The organism is Streptomyces sp. CA-106110 (assembly GCF_050936285.1).
GTDB lineage: Bacteria > Actinomycetota > Actinomycetes > Streptomycetales > Streptomycetaceae > Streptomyces.
The window spans coordinates 11789655-11805450 of sequence record NZ_JBNJNB010000001.1 but is presented as its reverse complement, the minus strand read 5'-3'; the positions used below and the strand labels follow the sequence as shown (position 1 = coordinate 11805450).

Annotated in this window: 11 protein-coding genes and 1 pseudogene; 6 read left to right on the top strand and 6 right to left on the bottom strand. The window is 67.2% G+C overall.

Annotated elements, in window-relative coordinates; translation table 11 throughout:
* Nucleotides 1-17 precede the first annotated feature (17 nt).
* Both ACQEXA_RS54690 and ACQEXA_RS54685 read right to left on the bottom strand, forming a co-directional pair.
* Nucleotides 18-1220, bottom strand: a complete 1203-nt coding sequence (locus tag ACQEXA_RS54690) for an IS1380 family transposase (protein WP_432921179.1) — start codon at nucleotides 1218-1220, stop codon at nucleotides 18-20.
* A gap of 99 nt (nucleotides 1221-1319) precedes the next feature.
* Nucleotides 1320-1478 carry a hypothetical protein gene (locus ACQEXA_RS54685; RefSeq protein ID WP_432921182.1) on the bottom strand — a complete coding sequence of 53 codons (159 nt, stop codon included), beginning with the start codon at nucleotides 1476-1478 and terminating at the stop codon, nucleotides 1320-1322.
* 518 nt (nucleotides 1479-1996) lie between these two features.
* Here ACQEXA_RS54685 and ACQEXA_RS54680 point away from each other — a divergent pair.
* Nucleotides 1997-3442 carry an aldehyde dehydrogenase family protein gene (locus ACQEXA_RS54680; RefSeq protein WP_432921185.1) on the top strand — a complete coding sequence of 482 codons (1446 nt, stop codon included), beginning with the start codon at nucleotides 1997-1999 and terminating at the stop codon, nucleotides 3440-3442.
* Between the two features lie 570 nt (nucleotides 3443-4012).
* A pseudogene (locus ACQEXA_RS54675) lies at nucleotides 4013-5016 on the top strand (IS5 family transposase).
* Nucleotides 5017-5177: 161 nt separating this feature from the next.
* Here ACQEXA_RS54675 and ACQEXA_RS54670 read toward each other — a convergent pair.
* Nucleotides 5178-5927, bottom strand: a complete 750-nt coding sequence (locus ACQEXA_RS54670; protein ID WP_390747414.1) for an SDR family oxidoreductase — start codon at nucleotides 5925-5927, stop codon at nucleotides 5178-5180.
* Between the two features lie 378 nt (nucleotides 5928-6305).
* Here ACQEXA_RS54670 and ACQEXA_RS54665 point away from each other — a divergent pair, with 378 nt between their 5' ends.
* The 3 genes from ACQEXA_RS54665 to ACQEXA_RS54655 all read left to right on the top strand — a co-directional run bounded on the left by ACQEXA_RS54665 (nucleotide 6306) and on the right by ACQEXA_RS54655 (nucleotide 9763).
* Nucleotides 6306-6893, top strand: a complete 588-nt coding sequence (locus ACQEXA_RS54665) for a TetR/AcrR family transcriptional regulator (RefSeq protein ID WP_432921189.1) — start codon at nucleotides 6306-6308, stop codon at nucleotides 6891-6893.
* A gap of 591 nt (nucleotides 6894-7484) precedes the next feature.
* A complete protein-coding gene (locus ACQEXA_RS54660) occupies nucleotides 7485-7928 on the top strand; it encodes a VOC family protein (protein WP_433133867.1) in 444 nt (147 codons plus the stop codon).
* A gap of 362 nt (nucleotides 7929-8290) precedes the next feature.
* A complete protein-coding gene (locus ACQEXA_RS54655; protein ID WP_432921195.1) occupies nucleotides 8291-9763 on the top strand; it encodes an FAD-dependent monooxygenase in 1473 nt (490 codons plus the stop codon).
* Between the two features lie 113 nt (nucleotides 9764-9876).
* Here ACQEXA_RS54655 and ACQEXA_RS54650 read toward each other — a convergent pair whose 3' ends face one another.
* From ACQEXA_RS54650 to ACQEXA_RS54640, 3 genes are all read right to left on the bottom strand, one after another.
* Entirely contained in the window at nucleotides 9877-11169 is a 1293-nt protein-coding gene (locus ACQEXA_RS54650) for an IS701 family transposase (RefSeq protein ID WP_433134805.1), read from the bottom strand.
* A 469-nt stretch (nucleotides 11170-11638) separates the two neighbouring features.
* The gene (locus ACQEXA_RS54645) at nucleotides 11639-12640 is read right to left on the bottom strand and encodes a transposase (protein WP_432921204.1); all 1002 of its coding nucleotides are present in this window, start codon (nucleotides 12638-12640) and stop codon (nucleotides 11639-11641) included.
* Nucleotides 12641-12697: 57 nt separating this feature from the next.
* Nucleotides 12698-14047 carry an ISL3 family transposase gene (locus tag ACQEXA_RS54640; RefSeq protein ID WP_432920902.1) on the bottom strand — a complete coding sequence of 450 codons (1350 nt, stop codon included), beginning with the start codon at nucleotides 14045-14047 and terminating at the stop codon, nucleotides 12698-12700.
* 457 nt (nucleotides 14048-14504) lie between these two features.
* Between ACQEXA_RS54640 and ACQEXA_RS54635 the strand changes: the two genes are divergently transcribed.
* A complete protein-coding gene (locus ACQEXA_RS54635) occupies nucleotides 14505-15710 on the top strand; it encodes an ISAs1 family transposase (protein WP_433133865.1) in 1206 nt (401 codons plus the stop codon).
* Nucleotides 15711-15796 lie beyond the last annotated feature (86 nt).

The following is a 15796-nucleotide window of genomic DNA, read 5'->3' as shown; positions in this document are numbered from 1 at the left end:
CGGGGTGGTGCCGGCCGTCAGGTGAGGGCCGGAAGCTGGGTGGCCCGCTGCCAGGCGGTGGTGAACGCCGTTGTCCAGGGCCAGGTGCGGTCGAGGTGCAGGGTGCGGGTGCGGGCGTGGGCGGTGAGCCGGGCGGGCAGGTGATACAGCTTCATCCGGATCGTCTCCGGCTCCGCGGCGGCGAGTTCGGGTTCGTCGTGCAGGAGGAGGAGCCGTGTCCAGGCGTCGAGGTCGGCGGCGAGGGTGGCGGCCAGCACCCAGGCGGCGTTGAGTTGCCAGGACTTCGAGGGCAGCAGGCCCAGGCCGACCCTCTTGATCGCTTTCACGCGATCCTCCACCTCTGCGTGATCGCGATACAAGGCGTCGACGAACCACACCTGCCCGGAGGCCGGAACCCCGGAAAGCCCGTGGTGGGCGGGGATGTTGGTGGCGACGACCTGATAGCGCCAGCCGGTGCGCTTCTCGAAGACCGTCAGCTTCTTCTCATCCCGCCGGGACGGTTTGACTCGGCGCACGGTCAGCCGCATCCCGGTGGGCCAGCCGGTCAGGTCGCGCACCCCGGTCAGCTCGGCGACCTGGTAGGAGAGCCACTGGCCGTCCGGGCCCTTGATCTTGTGGACCTCGCCGTCCTGCCGCAGTGCGGCGGTCCACACGTCCTCGGGCAGCAGTGCGATGGCCTGCTCGTCCGCGGTGTTGATCGCCCAGCCGGTCACCCAGCGCACCCGGCGCCGGCTCCTGGTCAGCGCCTGCAGGTGCTCCAGCAGGGCGTGACTGAAGGCCGCGCCATCGATCCGGACCAGCAGCTTCGACCACAGCGGCAGCGGGAGTTGCCGCAGTGCGGCGGCCAGGACGCCCTTGTGGTCGGCGACGTCGTTGGCGGCGGCGTTGCCGGGCCGCAGAAGCAGGGCGACGCACTCGCGGGTATTGGCCACCCACGCCCCCAGCGGATGATGCCCGAACGAGCCCTTGAACGTGCCGGCCGCGCCGTCCTTCCTGCTGGTGCAGGTCACGATGGTGGCGTCGAGATCGAGGACGTACCAGCTGGTGAGCTCCCGCCCGCACACCGAGATCCAGGGGAATCCGCCGGGGCGCAGGGCGAGCATGGTCCACACCACGCGCCGGATCGTGGAGCGCACGCGCTCCACCCGCGCGGCCACCGGGCCGTCGATCGCCTGCAGGGTGCGGCGCAGGGTGCTATCGGAGACCGGGCGCGGCAACAACGACCGCCAGTGGTACTAGAGTTGCTCGGCCTCCAGGATGTTCCTCGCGCCGAGCACGATCGTGCAGGCCAGCTGGATCAGCGCCATCCCGCGATCCCGTCACCCCGGCCCGATGCCCAGCGGAAGCGCGCCAGTCAGGGCCCGGGTCAGCCCGACGCGGTCGGCGACCTTCCGCAGCAGCACCACCCCCGCGTGGCCGACCAGGTTCCTGCCGTCGGCCCGCACGACGAGCCGGCGATCCCATTCGGTAGCCTGCACCTGTTGGGTGTCTCTTCCTCGCGACGTTCTTGATCTCAGCAGTCAGATCATCGCAGGTGGGAGGCACCCTTCTTCTGTCGAGGCGTCAGGTCACATCCGTAGCTGAATTCATGAGGTCGGTGGACGCCCTGCCTACGATGCCATGATCTTGCGGTATCCGCTCATTTCGCACGCGACACTCAGCGTTGAGGAATTCCTTTCCGCAGCCCCGTCCGCGGGAAGCTAGTACGCGAGACATCAGCGCGTCGAGCAGGTTCCGTCGGGCAGTCACACCAGGATCGGGTGTCGAAAGAACCAATGGTGCGACGGGCGTCGGTCACTGGTCTCGTATCGAACGTCGATAACCGCGAGTCACCGTCCGAAGGATGGACCGCCGCGCGAAAGCCTACCTTCCGGCATGCGCCTGCATGCGATCACTACACCACGTACAAAACGTCTGTCACCTCAGCGGTCCTACGGTTTAACTGCTGGCGGATGCACGTCAGCGCACCTTCAGACGTAAAGGGCCGTGACAGGACATGATTCCCACCCGTGCTTTCTGGCTCGCCGGCCGCGCGGCCAGTGGTGAGACGACCTTGGCTATTAGCTCCCCCTGGACCGGGCAGCTCATCGGAAAGGTCAGTGTTCCCACCGACGAGCAGGTCGAGGAGGCGGTGGCGTCGGCATACGCCGTTCGCGATGAGTTCGCGGCTACGCCGGCATATGTGCGTGCCGCCGCGCTCGACCACGTGAGCAAGCGCCTCGTGGAGCGCAGCGAGGAGATCGCGCAGCTCATATCCGCGGAGAACGGAAAGCCGATCAAATGGGCTCGCGGCGAGGTCGGCCGTGCGGTGTCCGTGTTCAGGTTCGCCGCGGAGGAAGCGCGCCGCTTCAACAGTGGCGAGGCTCAGCGGCTGGACACTGACGCCGGCGGCCAGGGCCGGCTCGCGCTCACCCGCCGCTTCCCGAAGGGCGTTGTGCTGGGGATCACGCCGTTCAACTTCCCGCTGAACCAATGTGCCCACAAAGTCGCCCCGGCTATCGCGGCCGGCGCCCCGATCATCCTGAAGCCGGCGCCCAATACTCCGCTCTCGGGCCTGATCATCGGTGACCTGCTTGCCGAGACCGAACTGCCGGCCGGTTCATGGAGCATCCTTCCCGTCGCCAATGAGCGGATGCCGGGGCTGGTGCAGGACGAGCGCCTGCCGGTCATCTCGTTCACCGGCTCCGAGAGGGTCGGGTACGCCATCATGGACTCGGTCCCCAGGAAGCACTGCACACTGGAGCTCGGCGGGAACGGCGCGGCCGTGGTGCTGGCCGACTTTGCGAGCGACGAGGATCTTGACTGGGCCGCCAAGCGTATCGCTGTGTTCTCCAACTATCAGGGCGGGCAGTCCTGTATCTCCGTGCAGCGTGTCATAGCCGACGCCGCGGTGTACGACCGACTGCTGCCGCTTATCGTCGCAGCCGTCGAGTCTCAGGTCACCGGCGACCCCTCGGATGACCGAACCGATGTGGGTCCGCTTGTCAGTGAGGACGCAGCATGCCGCGTCGAGTCGTGGGTCGCCGAAGCCGTCGGTTCCGGGGCCACGCTGTATACGGGCGGCAAGCGGGAGGGCGCCTCGTACGCGCCTACGGTCCTCGCGGATGTTCCGGCAGACACGACCCTGGCCTGCGAGGAGGTCTTCGGGCCAGTTCTCACGGTGCTCAAGGTGTCCGGTGAGGCCGAGGCTTTCGCGGCCGTGAACGACTCCAAGTACGGGCTGCAGACAGGCGTGTTCACACGCGACCTGCAGGCTGCCTTCCGAGCGCATCGGGCTCTGGAGGTCGGCGGAGTCGTGATCGGCGACGTGCCCTCCTATCGCGCCGACCAGATGCCCTACGGCGGGGTCAAGCAGTCCGGTGTCGGCCGCGAAGGAGTGAAGTTCGCCATGATGGATTACACCTACGAGCGCGTGCTGGTCCTCACTGACCTTGCGCTGTAGTAGCAAGGCCCTCCCGTCGGATGCCGTGCTGCGCGCTGGCCGCCGGTCGTGGAGGGCAGGCCGGCGTCGGACCCGAACCCGCCGTCGCCGGCCGCCGTGCAGAATCGGCTGAGCAGCTCGACATCCTCTGGTCCGGTTCAGCGGGCTACGGGCTGAAGGAGCTGCAGCAGGGCAGGCCACGGCACACGACGTCGACAACCATGGCTTCCCTGCTGCTCGTTCTGCTTTCGCACGCGTCCCGTTCGGTGCGGGTTCGCCGTCAAGTCCCTTTGGCGGGTGGCGCCCGCCTTCCTGGTGCTGTGGCTGCTCGGGTTCGTCACGCTCTGCACGGGCGTGGGCGACGGCCGCGGACGAGGGTAGCGGTGGTGATCTGACGCGCACGGCACCATAGGAGTGGGGTCCGGCCGCTAACGACCGGGCCCCCCTCATGTTGCTTACGCCGGTGCCGGCGCTCAGAAGCAGGCGTCTTTTCCATGGGCGCAGCGGCGGACTGCTAGGGCGCGTATCGAGTCGCGATCAATCTTGTGGATTTGCCCTCGTGCCGAGGTCTGATCCGGTAGATCGTCTTGCGTGACGCGAGTGCAACTGACAGACGAAGAGTGGGAGTTCATCGGGCCGTACCTGCCGATCGGCGAGTACGGCCCTTACCCCGAGCGCCTGCGGCAGCAGTTCGAGGGCGTGATCTGGCGGTTCAAGACCGGCGGGCAGTGGCGGGAGATGCCGCAGGAGTTCGGCGCCTGGTCGACCGTCTCCAACCGCTTCCGTCAGTGGCGTGACGCCGGCGTGTTCGAGGCCCTGCTGGAGGGGCTGATCGCGGAGGCCGCGAAGCGGGGCGAGGTGGACCTGTCCCTGGTCAGCGTCGACTCCACCACCGCACGCGCTCACCACGACGCCGCCGGGATGCACCTGAGCGAGGACGTGCTCACCGCACTGGAGAACGCCGCCGCCGAGGAGGAAAAGGCCAGGTCAAAGGGGGCAGTCCGGAAGGACAAGACGGGCAGGACGCCGGAAACGGCCGCGAGCGGGAAGAACGACGACGCATTCGGCGCCGACGAAAACTCCGGCTGAAGGCCGCTCTCCTCGGACGCTCCAGGGGCGGGCAGACCAGCAAGGTCCATCTCGCCGCCGACCGCAAGTGCCGCCCGCTGGCGTTCGTCCTGACTGCAGGCCAGGCCGCCGACAGCCCGCAATTCATCCCCGTGCTCAAGAAAATACGGGTCCGCGGCCCCGTCGGTCGCCCCCGCACCCGCCCCGACGCGGTAGCCGGGGACAAGGCCTACTCGTCCCGCGGCAACCGCGCCCACCTGCGGAAACGCCGCATCAAGGCAGTCATCCCGGAGAAGAAGGACCAGGCCGCCAACCGGAGGAAGAAGGGCTCCAGAGGCGGACGGCCCGTCAGCCACGACGCCGACCTCTACAAGGAACGGAACGCCGTCGAGCGTCTGATCAACAAACTCAAGGCCTGGCGAGGCATCGCCACCCGATACGACAAGACCCCAGACAGCTACCTCGCCGGCCTCCACCTGCGCGCCTCGATGATCTGGATCAGGGACCTCACCCGGACCGCCCATTGATCACAACCAAATACGCGCCCTAGCCGTCACCATGGGCAAGAGCGTCGGTGACGGGTCGTTCCCGCAGCGGCGGAGGGGCTCGGGGTGATTCGTGCCTTGTGGGGCCCTGCCGGGGGAAGGGCTCGTGTCTTCTGCCGCTTCCGCCGGCTGTATGGCTTCGGTCAGATCTGGTTGAGTCCGCCATCTACGAACAGCTCGGATCCGGTGACGAAGCTGCTCTCATTGCTTGCGAGGAACAGTGCGGCAGCTGCGGCCTCGTCCGGGTGCCCCATCCGGCCCAGCGGAATCTGGCTGGCAAAGACGTCCCTCATCTTCGCGGCCTGGTCGGCGTCCGCGGCCAGGCCGGTGATGCCCGGGGTGACGATCGGGCCGGGCACCAGGGTGTTCACTCGGATCGCGCGGCCGCTGAGTTCGTTGGCCCAGGTGCGGGAGAAAGAACGGACTGCGGCCTTGGACGCGGCGTACACGCCAAAGGCGGCGCCGCCTGAGGTGGCGGCAGTCGATCCGGTCAGGATCACCGAGGCGCCGTCATTGAGCAGCGGAATGGCCTTCTGAACGGTGAAGAGCATGCCTCGCACGTTGATGTTGAAGGTGGCGTCGAAGTGCTCCTCGGTGACCTGCTGAAGAGCGGCGAACTCACCGCCGCCCGCGTTGGCGAACAGTACGTCGATGGACCGGCCTTGCTCGGCGACAGCCGCGTAGAGGCGGTCGATGTCCGCGAGGTTCGCGACGTCGCCCCGGACAGCGGTGGCTTCCCCACCGATCTCGACCAGCGCGGCGTCGAGAGCCTCCTGCCGGCGGCCCGTGATGAACACGTGCGCGCCCTCACGTGCGAATCGCTTGGCGGTGGCCAGTCCGATTCCGCTGTTGCCTCCGGTGACGACTGCCGTCTTCCCGTCAAGCTGTCCCATGATCGTTTACCCCTGTCCGGTGCGAACGCCAGAAGACGTGCACCAAGTGTCACTGCGGCATTACAGCCCGAACCGGACGGTCCCGGGCCCAGTTATGGACTGTACGGTAAAGAACCGCGTTATGGACCGCACGGACAAAAACGTGACTGCATCCACACCTCCGAGCAGCGACAGGCTGGCCGACGCCGGCCCGTCCGCGAGGGGCGCCGCGAAAGGCTCCGACCGGGAGCCATGCATCACGCACCCCCGCCATCGCGCGGCCTGCCGCCCTGTGCTGCGATGACGGAGAGACCGCCCGGCCCTCCCGGCGCTCCGTACGGCCGGGACGGCACCTCACAATCTGGACCGATAGGTCAAGAACAACGTATGCTGTTGAACATGGGACGACCGCGGAATTTCGACGAGAACCAGGTACTGAAATCTGCGCGCGAGCAGTTCTGGAATCAGGGCTACGCGGCTACGTCACTGCAGGACCTGACGGACGCCACGGGACTGGGCAAGGGGAGCCTGTACGGGGCCTTCGGCGACAAGCGGCAGCTGTTCTTGCACGTGCTGGACGGCTACCGCGACGAACAGCTGAACGGCGTCCGGGCGGTCCTCACCGGGCCCGGTACGGCCTTCGAACGCCTGACCCTGCTGGTTGAGGGGGTGGCCAAGGGATTCACGGAGGACCCGCAGCGGCGCGGCTGTCTTCTGGTCAACAGCACGTCCGAGCTGCACAGCAATGATCCGGATGTCGTCTCCCGGGCCCGGACCAGCTATCAAGCGGTCGAAGATCTTCTGATCGCCTGCGTGAAGGAAGCCCAGGACGAGGGGACGGTCGAACCGAGCGCGGACGCCCAGGAGCTCGGGCGACTGCTCCTTGCCGTCATGCAGGGCATCGAGTTTCTCGCGAAGACCGACATGGACGGCTCAGCTCTGCTGCAGATAAGCCAGGCCGCCCTCAAGCAGCTGTCCCGGACCTGACTATCCTGCGGGCCGGCACCTTTCCCAGGTGATGTGCCAACAGGCAGGGATCCGGGTGGGCCTGCTTGAGTCGGCGTGCGAGCGTCCGGCGCACCTACCCTCCGAACACCCCCACGAGTGGCCCGGGCGCCCGCTCCAGCGCGGTTGACAGCCTGCCCCTTTCGCCATGCCCTTGAGCAGGCTCTCCGGCCGTGCGGCTGCGCCTCAACGCGGGCCAGACGACGCTCTGGCAGCCGACGGCGCCGGACCATTGCCCACGGGCCCTGGGGGCGAGGTCTCCAGCTCCCCAAGTCCGCGCAGGACTTCGTTCGCGCCTCTCTTCCGCATGCTGGCGGCGAGCCGTCAACTGGTGCAATGATCCACTGACTTCACAATGCACCTGAAGAGGACATACGTTCTTGACTGTGCGGTCCATAAGGCCTACCTTTGAGCTGCGACCCGCGGATTCGCTACTGCAAGTGGACGTCGGGTCGGCGGCTGACGGGCACAGCCTGTTCCGCTGCACGGCAGAGAGAAGCCGGGCGGGACTGCGCGAGGGTCTCGCGTGCCCCACCGCAAACGACTGCACACGCCCAACGAAAAGTGATCACCATGACCACCGCTGCCCAGCCGCCCTTCGCCTACAGCCTTCACAACGTGACGATTACCGTCAGTGACCTCGACGCGTCGATCCAGTGGTGGAACCGGGTGTTCGGCCTCACCCTGCTGGCGAAGTCCCGCTTCGACGCCATCGGAGCCGACGTCGCCTTCCTGGAGGGCCCCGGGTTCCGGCTCGAACTCCTTCAGCCCGCGGGCGGTGTGCGGATCCCCGAACTGACGGCAGAGCCCCACGCCCACATCCGCCCGATCGGCAACAAGGCCCTGGTCTTCCGCGTCGAGGACCTCGCCAGCGTGACCCGCACCTTCCGTGACCTGGGCGTGACGACCGTCTGGGAGCAGATGGACCTCGGCGACGGCAGCATCTCGACCGCGATCCGTGACAACGACGGAAATCTCATCAACGTCTTCCAGCAGGGCGCAAGCCCGATCGGCTGACACGGCGAACCGATCGCGCTCCGTCCATCCATGCGGCACAGGACCGGACGCGCACTGTGGAGACGGCGCGCGATCGCCCTGGCCTCCGAGCCAGGTTCAGCCGCTCCGAACGCGGCTGTCCGGGACGCGGTTAGGGAGCGCCTCCGGGCCGATGCCTGACAGGCGGGGAAGTGGCCCGTCTCGTACGGTGGTCCATACGATGCTGCGGGCGCTTGCACGGTCAGGAGAAGCCACGGGTTACACCACCCGAGTGAACTCCCGGGCACGGTCACCCACCCGCCCTGAACATCACCGCTGGCGGCGGACGGCAGTCTGATAATCACCCGTCGTACTAATCGTTCTGTCGACGCGGAGGACAGACTATGGGATCCGACATTGACGTGCTGGTCGTCGGTGCTGGTCCAGCAGGGTTGCTACTCGCAGGTGACCTGGCCGAGGCCGGAGTGCGCTGCACCGTCGTGGAACGGCGAGAAGGGGAATCCCAGCTAACCCGCGCATTCGCCGTCCACGCCCGAACGATGGAACAACTCGACGCCCGCGGCCTGGCCGACGACCTGCTGCTGACCGGCCTGCGCAACCCGATCCTGCAATTCCTGCGGATCGATCTCTCGCACCTGCCGACCCGATATCCCCACGTACTCGTGACGCCCCAGTACAACACCGAGCGACTACTCCTGGCCCGCGCCCTGACACACGGCGTGAACATCATGCGGGCCCACGAAGTGACCGGTCTCCAGCAAGACCCCACCGGTGTCGACGTCACCGTGAAGACACCAGCCGGCACTGAACACAGCCTGCGCGCAGACTACGTAGTCGGCGCAGACGGACGGAACAGCTGCGTGCGCCAGTCCCTCGGCCTCCCGTTCCCCGGCCGCTCCGCCGTCCGCTCCATGATGCTCGCAGACGTCCGCATGGCCGACCCGCCGAAGAAGCCGCCCACCGTGGCAGCGATCGGAGACGCCTTCGCCATCGTCGTCCCATTCGGCGACGGCTGGTTCAGGGTCATGGCATGGAATCGCCACCACCCCATGCCCGACGACGCATCGGTCGATCTAGAAGAAATCAAAGACGTCGCCCGCCAGGCGCTCGGCAGCGACTTCGGCATGCACGACCCCCGCTGGCTCTCCCGATTCCACAGCGACGAACGCCAGTCCCCCCGCTACCGGGTAGGCCGGGTGTTCCTCGTCGGCGACGCCGCCCACGTCCACTCCCCCGCCGGCGGCATGGGCCTCAACACCAGCATCCAGGACTCCGCAAACCTGAGCTGGAAACTCGCGGCCGTTCAGCGCGGACGCGCACCCGAGGCCCTGCTCGAGAGCTACCAGAACGAACGGCACCCGGTAGGACACCGGGTCCTGCGGATGAGCGGCGCACTGCTCCGCGGCGTCCTCACCACACCACGGGCACTGTGCGGCCTCCGTGACCTCTCAGCGCGTACGGTGCTGCAAACCCCACCAGTGGCCCGACGACTGGCCAAGGCAATCTCGGGAATCGACATCTCCTACGCCGCACCGGCCGGCGCACACCCCCTCGTCGGCAAGCGGGCACCTGACATCCCCCTCACCGACGGACGCAGACTCTACGAAGCCCTCCGCAAGCGACGGTTCATCCTTGTCACCCCGGCCGACACCGAACGCCTCCCCTCACTCATCACAGAGTGGGCCGGCGAGGTCGAGATCGTGTCACCCAAGGGGGCCACCAAGAAAAGCGTTCTGGTCAGACCAGACGCCTATATCGCGTGGGCCATCTCGGACCAGTCGCCTGAACGTCGCATCGACGCCGCCCGCCAAGCACTGACCGAATGGTGCGGGGTAGCCGGGTCTGGCGGGCAGTGACCGGCAGGCCAGAGCGCCAGCCGATGGTCTGAATTAGACCTCGATGTAGGCGATAACGACGACCGTTATCTCGGGTCTATGTGGCCTAGTACTCCAGCTGTACATCGTGATCTTCATGTCTGGGACGCGGCTTGTCGCCGGTAATGGCTGGTGCGTGATCGCTGCTGATGGCGGCGTCGCCAGTCGGACCAGCCGAGTCGGTGGGCCATGTCGTGCAGGGGCTGGACGGCGACGATGAATAGGCGCTGGATCTCGTTGCAGGACAGCGGGACCAGGTCGGCGGGCCCGGAACGGCGGGCGTGTTCGTCGGCGCGGACGACAGCAAGGAAGGCATGGGCGAGCATGGCCAGGGTGACCCAGCGGGCCCAGGAGGGGTAGCGGCGGACCTGGTGCTCATCGAGTCCCGCCAGCCCCTTCTCGGTCTGGAAGGTCTCTTCCACACGCCACCTGGAGCCGGCGACCCTGACCAGGGCGGCCAGTGGCGCCGGCTCGGTGCAATAGCAGCGGTAGTAGGCGAGTTCACCGGTGGTGCGGTTGCGGCGGATCAACAGCTGGCGGCTGCCTGGTGCCGCCTCGACGAGGTCGATGACGGCCCAGTCGTAGAACCGCTGCCCCTTCGCACCGGGCCCGGCCGACAGCTTCTGCCAGGCCCGCTTCGGCACCTTCCGCGCCAGGGCGTCAGCGCGGAACGTGCCCGCGCCGGTGGTCACTTCGGCCGAGCAGGCCACCGCGAGGACATAGCCGATACCGCGCTCCTCCAAAGCCGCCCGCAGCTTCGGATTGCCGCCGTAGACCTCGTCCCCCGTGATCCAGCCGACGCGGTGTCCGGCGTCCAGGAACCGTTCGATCATCACCCGGGCCAGTTCCGGCTTGGTCGCGAAAACGGTGTCCTCGCCGAGCCCCGCTGCCCGGCAACGATCCGGGTCGCACGTCCAAGAGCGCGGGATGTACAGCTCCCGGTCCACCGCCGCATGCCCCCGTTCGCCCGCGTAGATGAGGTAGACCGCGACCTGGGAGTTCTCGATCCGCCCGGCCGTTCCGGTGTACTGGCGCTGGACACCGACGGTGTGGGTGCCCTTCTTCACGTCCCCGGTCTCGTCCACGACCAGCACCGCGGCCTCGTCGCCGAGGTGCTCGACCACGTATTCGCGCACGTCGTCACGGACGGCATCGGCATCCCAAACGGCCCGGCACAGCAGATGCTGCATGCCGTGCGGGCCGGCCTCCCCGGCCCACTCCGCGATCGTCCAGCAGTTCTTTCTCGGCAGGTCCGACAGCAGCCCGAGCACGAGCCGCTCGGCCCGGCGCCGGGGCTCAACCCGCTTGAACCGGCCCGCGATCCGCCCCAACAGACCCTCGAACGCCTCCCGCCAACGCGCGGGATCTATGCTGTGACCTGCGGCCACCGTCTCTTCGTAAGTCCACACAACTCACGATGATCAACGGTGGCCGCACCCGTCTCCGCACCGGCCCCACCAGCAAGATCACGATCTACAGCTGGAGTACTAGTTGCAGCTCAGGGCTTCGCTGCTGTGTGAGGGACGTTAGCGACGGTCCCGCTTCAAATAGGGTGACGGTGTGTCTCAGAGTCCTGATCAGCCGCTTCTGCCGTCTCGTCATCAAGTTGGCAGCCTTCGTGACTTCCTCCATGGAAGGACATACTCGGCCGTCTCAGTCACCATCAGGCTCGACGGTGCACCGTCTCATGCTGCGGGCTCGCCTCTGGATGACGTGAGCAAGGTCTCGAATGCCCTGTATGAGGTTGTCGACGGTCTTGCCAGGCGAGTGCTAGACGCGGTTTTTTCCGGGCAGTCGAACGCTGAGGCGCGTGACGCATGGGTCGCGCTCTTGCTGATCGCCCAGAACTGGCGGGACTCACCTGATCTGCCGGCAGACCTGAAGACCATGGTTGATGAGGCCCTTCCACTCTGATAGGCGGTGGTAACGGGGTGGATCGTCACCAGCCGAACTCGTCAGGTCACGGCTTCTGGTGTCCAGCTGCGCGGAGTCTGGCAGCGGCTTCAGCGAGTGTGTCGTAGTAGCCGGGTCGAGCCAGGAGGACCGAGGTGAAGTGATAGCCCTGTTCCTCGTCGGGTTCGTCGTCCGCTTCGAAGGGGCGCCAGAAGCTGAGAAGAAGGTCTGGTGCGATGAAGGAGGCCGGGTCGTCCTCGGCCTCGGTGATCGTGGCGAGCCCTCGCAGCAGGGTGACCACAGCGGCAGCGGGAGCTGCCGCAAGGCGGTGGCCAGAACCGTCTTGTGGTCGGCGACGTCGTTGGCGGCCGCGTTGCCGGGCCGCAGCAGCATCGCCACGCACTCGCGGGTGTTGGCCACCCACGCCCCCAGCGGGTGATGCCCCCAGGTGCCCTTGAACGTGCCCGCCGCCCCTTCTTTCCGGCTGGTGCAGGCCACGACGGTGGCGTCGAGATCGAGGACGTACCAGCCGGTCAGCTGCCGGCCGCACACCGAGATCCAGGGAAAGCCGGCGGCCCGCAGGGCCAACCAGGTCCACACCAGGCGGCGTATCACGGCGCGGACCCGCTCGACGCGCGCCGCGACCGGGCCGTCGATCGCCTCCAGGGCGCGTCGCAACGTGCGGTCCGAGACTGGTTTCGGAAACAACGCCCGCCACTGGTACTGCAGTTGCACGGCTCCCAGAACGCTCGTCGCGCCGAGAGCGATCGCGCAGGCCAGCTGGACCAGCACCATGCCCCGGTCCCGCCAGCCCGGGCCGGCACCCCCCGGAAGCGCGGCGGCCAGAGCACGGGTCAGCCCCACACGGTCGGCGACCTTCCTCAGCAGCACCACCCCCGCATGTCCGACGAGACGCTTGCCGTCGGCCCGCACACCGAGCCGGTGATCCCATTCGGTAGCCCGCACCTGTTGGGTGTCTCTTCCTCGCGACGTTCTTGATCTAGGCAATCCGGGTCTTCGAATTTAGTGGGGGTGCGCCTCCCGGCGGCTCCGGCGTGTGGTTGCACAGCGTGACCGGAGTCGTTGGTTGGCTCGGTTCCGGAAGCCGAAGGCGTTACGCGCTTCGAGTTTGATGAGGCGGTTGTTGCCTTCGGAGGCGGCGTTGGTGATTCCAGTGGTCAGGTAGGTCTCGATGCCGTCCCACCACTGCTCGATGGTCTCGGCGAGGGTGACGAGTTCGGGCAGGTGGGCGTGGTCGGCGACGTGGGCGAGGAAGCGGTGGCGGGCGGCGGAGATCGCGGAGTGGTCGGGGGTGGTGTGGGCGCGGCTGACGGCGAGGTGCAGGAGGTCGCGCAGGAGTTCTTTGGCCTGCCAGGCGGTGTAGATCTGTCGGCCGTAGGTGCCCATGTGGTCCAACTCGACCTTAAAGAGGGTGTGTTGGTCCTCGGTGAGGTCTTCTTTGTTTCGGCGCAGGAGTTTGCGGACGGTGTAGATGCTGTCGCCTTTGCGGGCTCGGCGGCCGTGCTGCTTCCAGGTGAGGCGGCGGCGCAGGTCGGCGAGGTGGCGCTGGGCGAGTTGGACGATGTGGAAGCAGTCGACGACCACGGCCGCATGCGGCAGGGCACGCTGGACGGCGGCACGGAAGGTGGAGCACAGGTCGATGGCGACGTAGCGGACCTGCTCGCGCCAGGAGGCGGGCTGGGCGGTGAGCCAGTCGGCGACCGAGGCCGCGTTACGGCCCTCGACCTGGCCGAACAGCCCTTGTCCGCCGATCGCGTCGACGAAACCGATGTGCCAGGCGTCCGCGACGAGTTCCCACTTCTCCGTGGCCGGGTTCTGCTTCCACACCGGCTTGCCCCGCCGGGTCTCGTCGATCCCTATCGCCGAGGTCGCGGGCGGGGTCTCGGGCAGGACCTGGGCGGCGTAGTCCTCGAAGCATTGCTGCACGATCGGCCAGCTCAGGTGCAGGTCGCGGCCGGCCTGCACGACGGTGCGGCCGCCGTCGCAGACCGCGGCCCCCGCCGCCTGGCGCAGGGCGGTGGTGGTGCGCATCCCCGCGGGCACCGCGCGTATCGCCTCGGTGAACGAGCCGCGTGGGCACGCGGGGTCGGTGCAGTGCCAGCGTGCCTTGCGCCATCGGATGCTCACCGGGCGCCCACCGCTGGGCAGGTGTCTGGGCCGGGTGGTGCGGTAGTCCTTCAGCCGGGTGGCGAAGACCCCGCAGGCGGGGCAGGCCCGGGCGGAGTCCTCGTTCGTGACCACGTACACCGTCGAACCGCCCGCCCCATCGTCCTTGACCTGCGTCACACTCACCCCCTCCAGCCCCAGAAGTCGCGTTGCCGCCTCGTTGATCCCGGTATCGTCGATGTTCAAGCCCGTGGGGTTTCATGATCGGTTGCCTAGACAACAACCATGATCACGAAGGCCCGCGGGCTCCTTGCATCTGGGCCACCCGCACCCCAACCACCTCACACAGAGTGACCGGCCAGCCCGCCCGTCACCGCCGCACCCCCATCAAGTTCGAAGACCCGGCAATCCAGATCATCGCAGGTGGGAGACACCCTTCCACTGTCGGTGCATCAGATCGCTTTTATAGCTGAATACATGAGGTAAACGCCCTGGAGCTTATGGCGGCCATCGCAATCGCCAATAACCGAGACGGAATCCCAGGAAATGCAGGGGCATTGCATGATTGGGATTGGTCCTGTTCGCCGGTCTCATGAGTGACGTGGCGTCATATCTGTTGTGCGGTAAGGGACCCGGGAGAGCAGAGCAGGCACGGTGCTGGTGATCATGTGGTTGTCGAGACCCATGAGAACCGAGCGAGACCGTGCCTGCCCGAACATCATCGCCCATCCCTTCCGCACTGGAGCAACTGGGCTCCCCGACTGATCCCCTCACCTCAAGCGATGTCGCTGACCTGCGGCGTTTCCTGATCCTGGTCGCCGATCCCCGCGATGCGCGAGGACTGCGGTATCCCGCCCTCGCGTTGCTGTGCGCAGCCGTCTCGGCGGTGCTGACCGGGGCTCGCTCACTCATCGCGATCAGCGAGTGGATCAGGGATGCCCCGCAGCATGTGCTGGGCGTCCTCGGCTTCGCTGCCGATCCACTTACCGGTCTGCGGCCGGTGCCGCACGCCGCAACCGTGCGCCGCCTGCTACAGCGTGTGGACGGTGACGCGCTGGACGCGGCGATCAGCGCGTATCTGCAAGCCAGAACGCCGCCCCCGGTCGAGCCGGAGGCGGAGAAAGGGCCGGTGCGACGGGTGATCGCAGTCGACGGCAAGGTGGTCCGCGGATCGCGAACCGCAACGGCCGCAGCGATTCAGCTGCTGGCGGCGATGGACCACCACGGTGTGGTCCTGGCCCAGCGGGAGGTCGCTTCCAAGAGCAACGAGATCCCCTTCTTCGCGCCGTTGCTGGACGGTCTCGAGCTGGAGAACACGGTGGTGACCGCCGACGCCCTGCACACCCAGCACGACCACGGGACCTATCTGACCAGTCGCGGCGCGCACTACGTGGCCGTCGTGAAGAAGAACCATCCGGGCCTGTATGCCCAGGTCAGGAAGCTGCCCTGGCGGGACATCCCGCTCGGGCACCGCACTCGCGACCACGCCCACCACCGCGACGAGATCCGCCGGCTCAAAGTCGCCGCGTTCAGCCACCTCGACTACCCCGGCGCCCGCCAGGCAATCCAAGTCGTACGGTGGCGACGCGACTTGAGCACCGGGAAACTGTCCATCGAGCGCGCCTACCTGATCACCAGCCTGAGCGTCTTCGACGCCACCTGCACCGAACTCGCCACCTGGATCAGAGGCCACTGGGGCATCGAAAACCTCCTGCACCACGTGCGGGACCGCACGTTCCGCGAGGACGACTCCAAGGTCCGCGCCGGCAACCTGCCCCGCGCCATGGCCTCCCTGCGCAACCTCGCCATCAGCGTCTTCCGCCAGGACGGTCAGACCAACATCGCCGCTGCCCTCCGCCACACCGGCCGCGACTACCAGCGGCCGCTACGAGCCCTCGGTCTCACGTGACGAACCCAGACAGATCTCGATCATGCAATGACCCTGCCAGGAAATGGACATGAGTTCTCGATCACGTCAGCTGACGAACGAGGTGA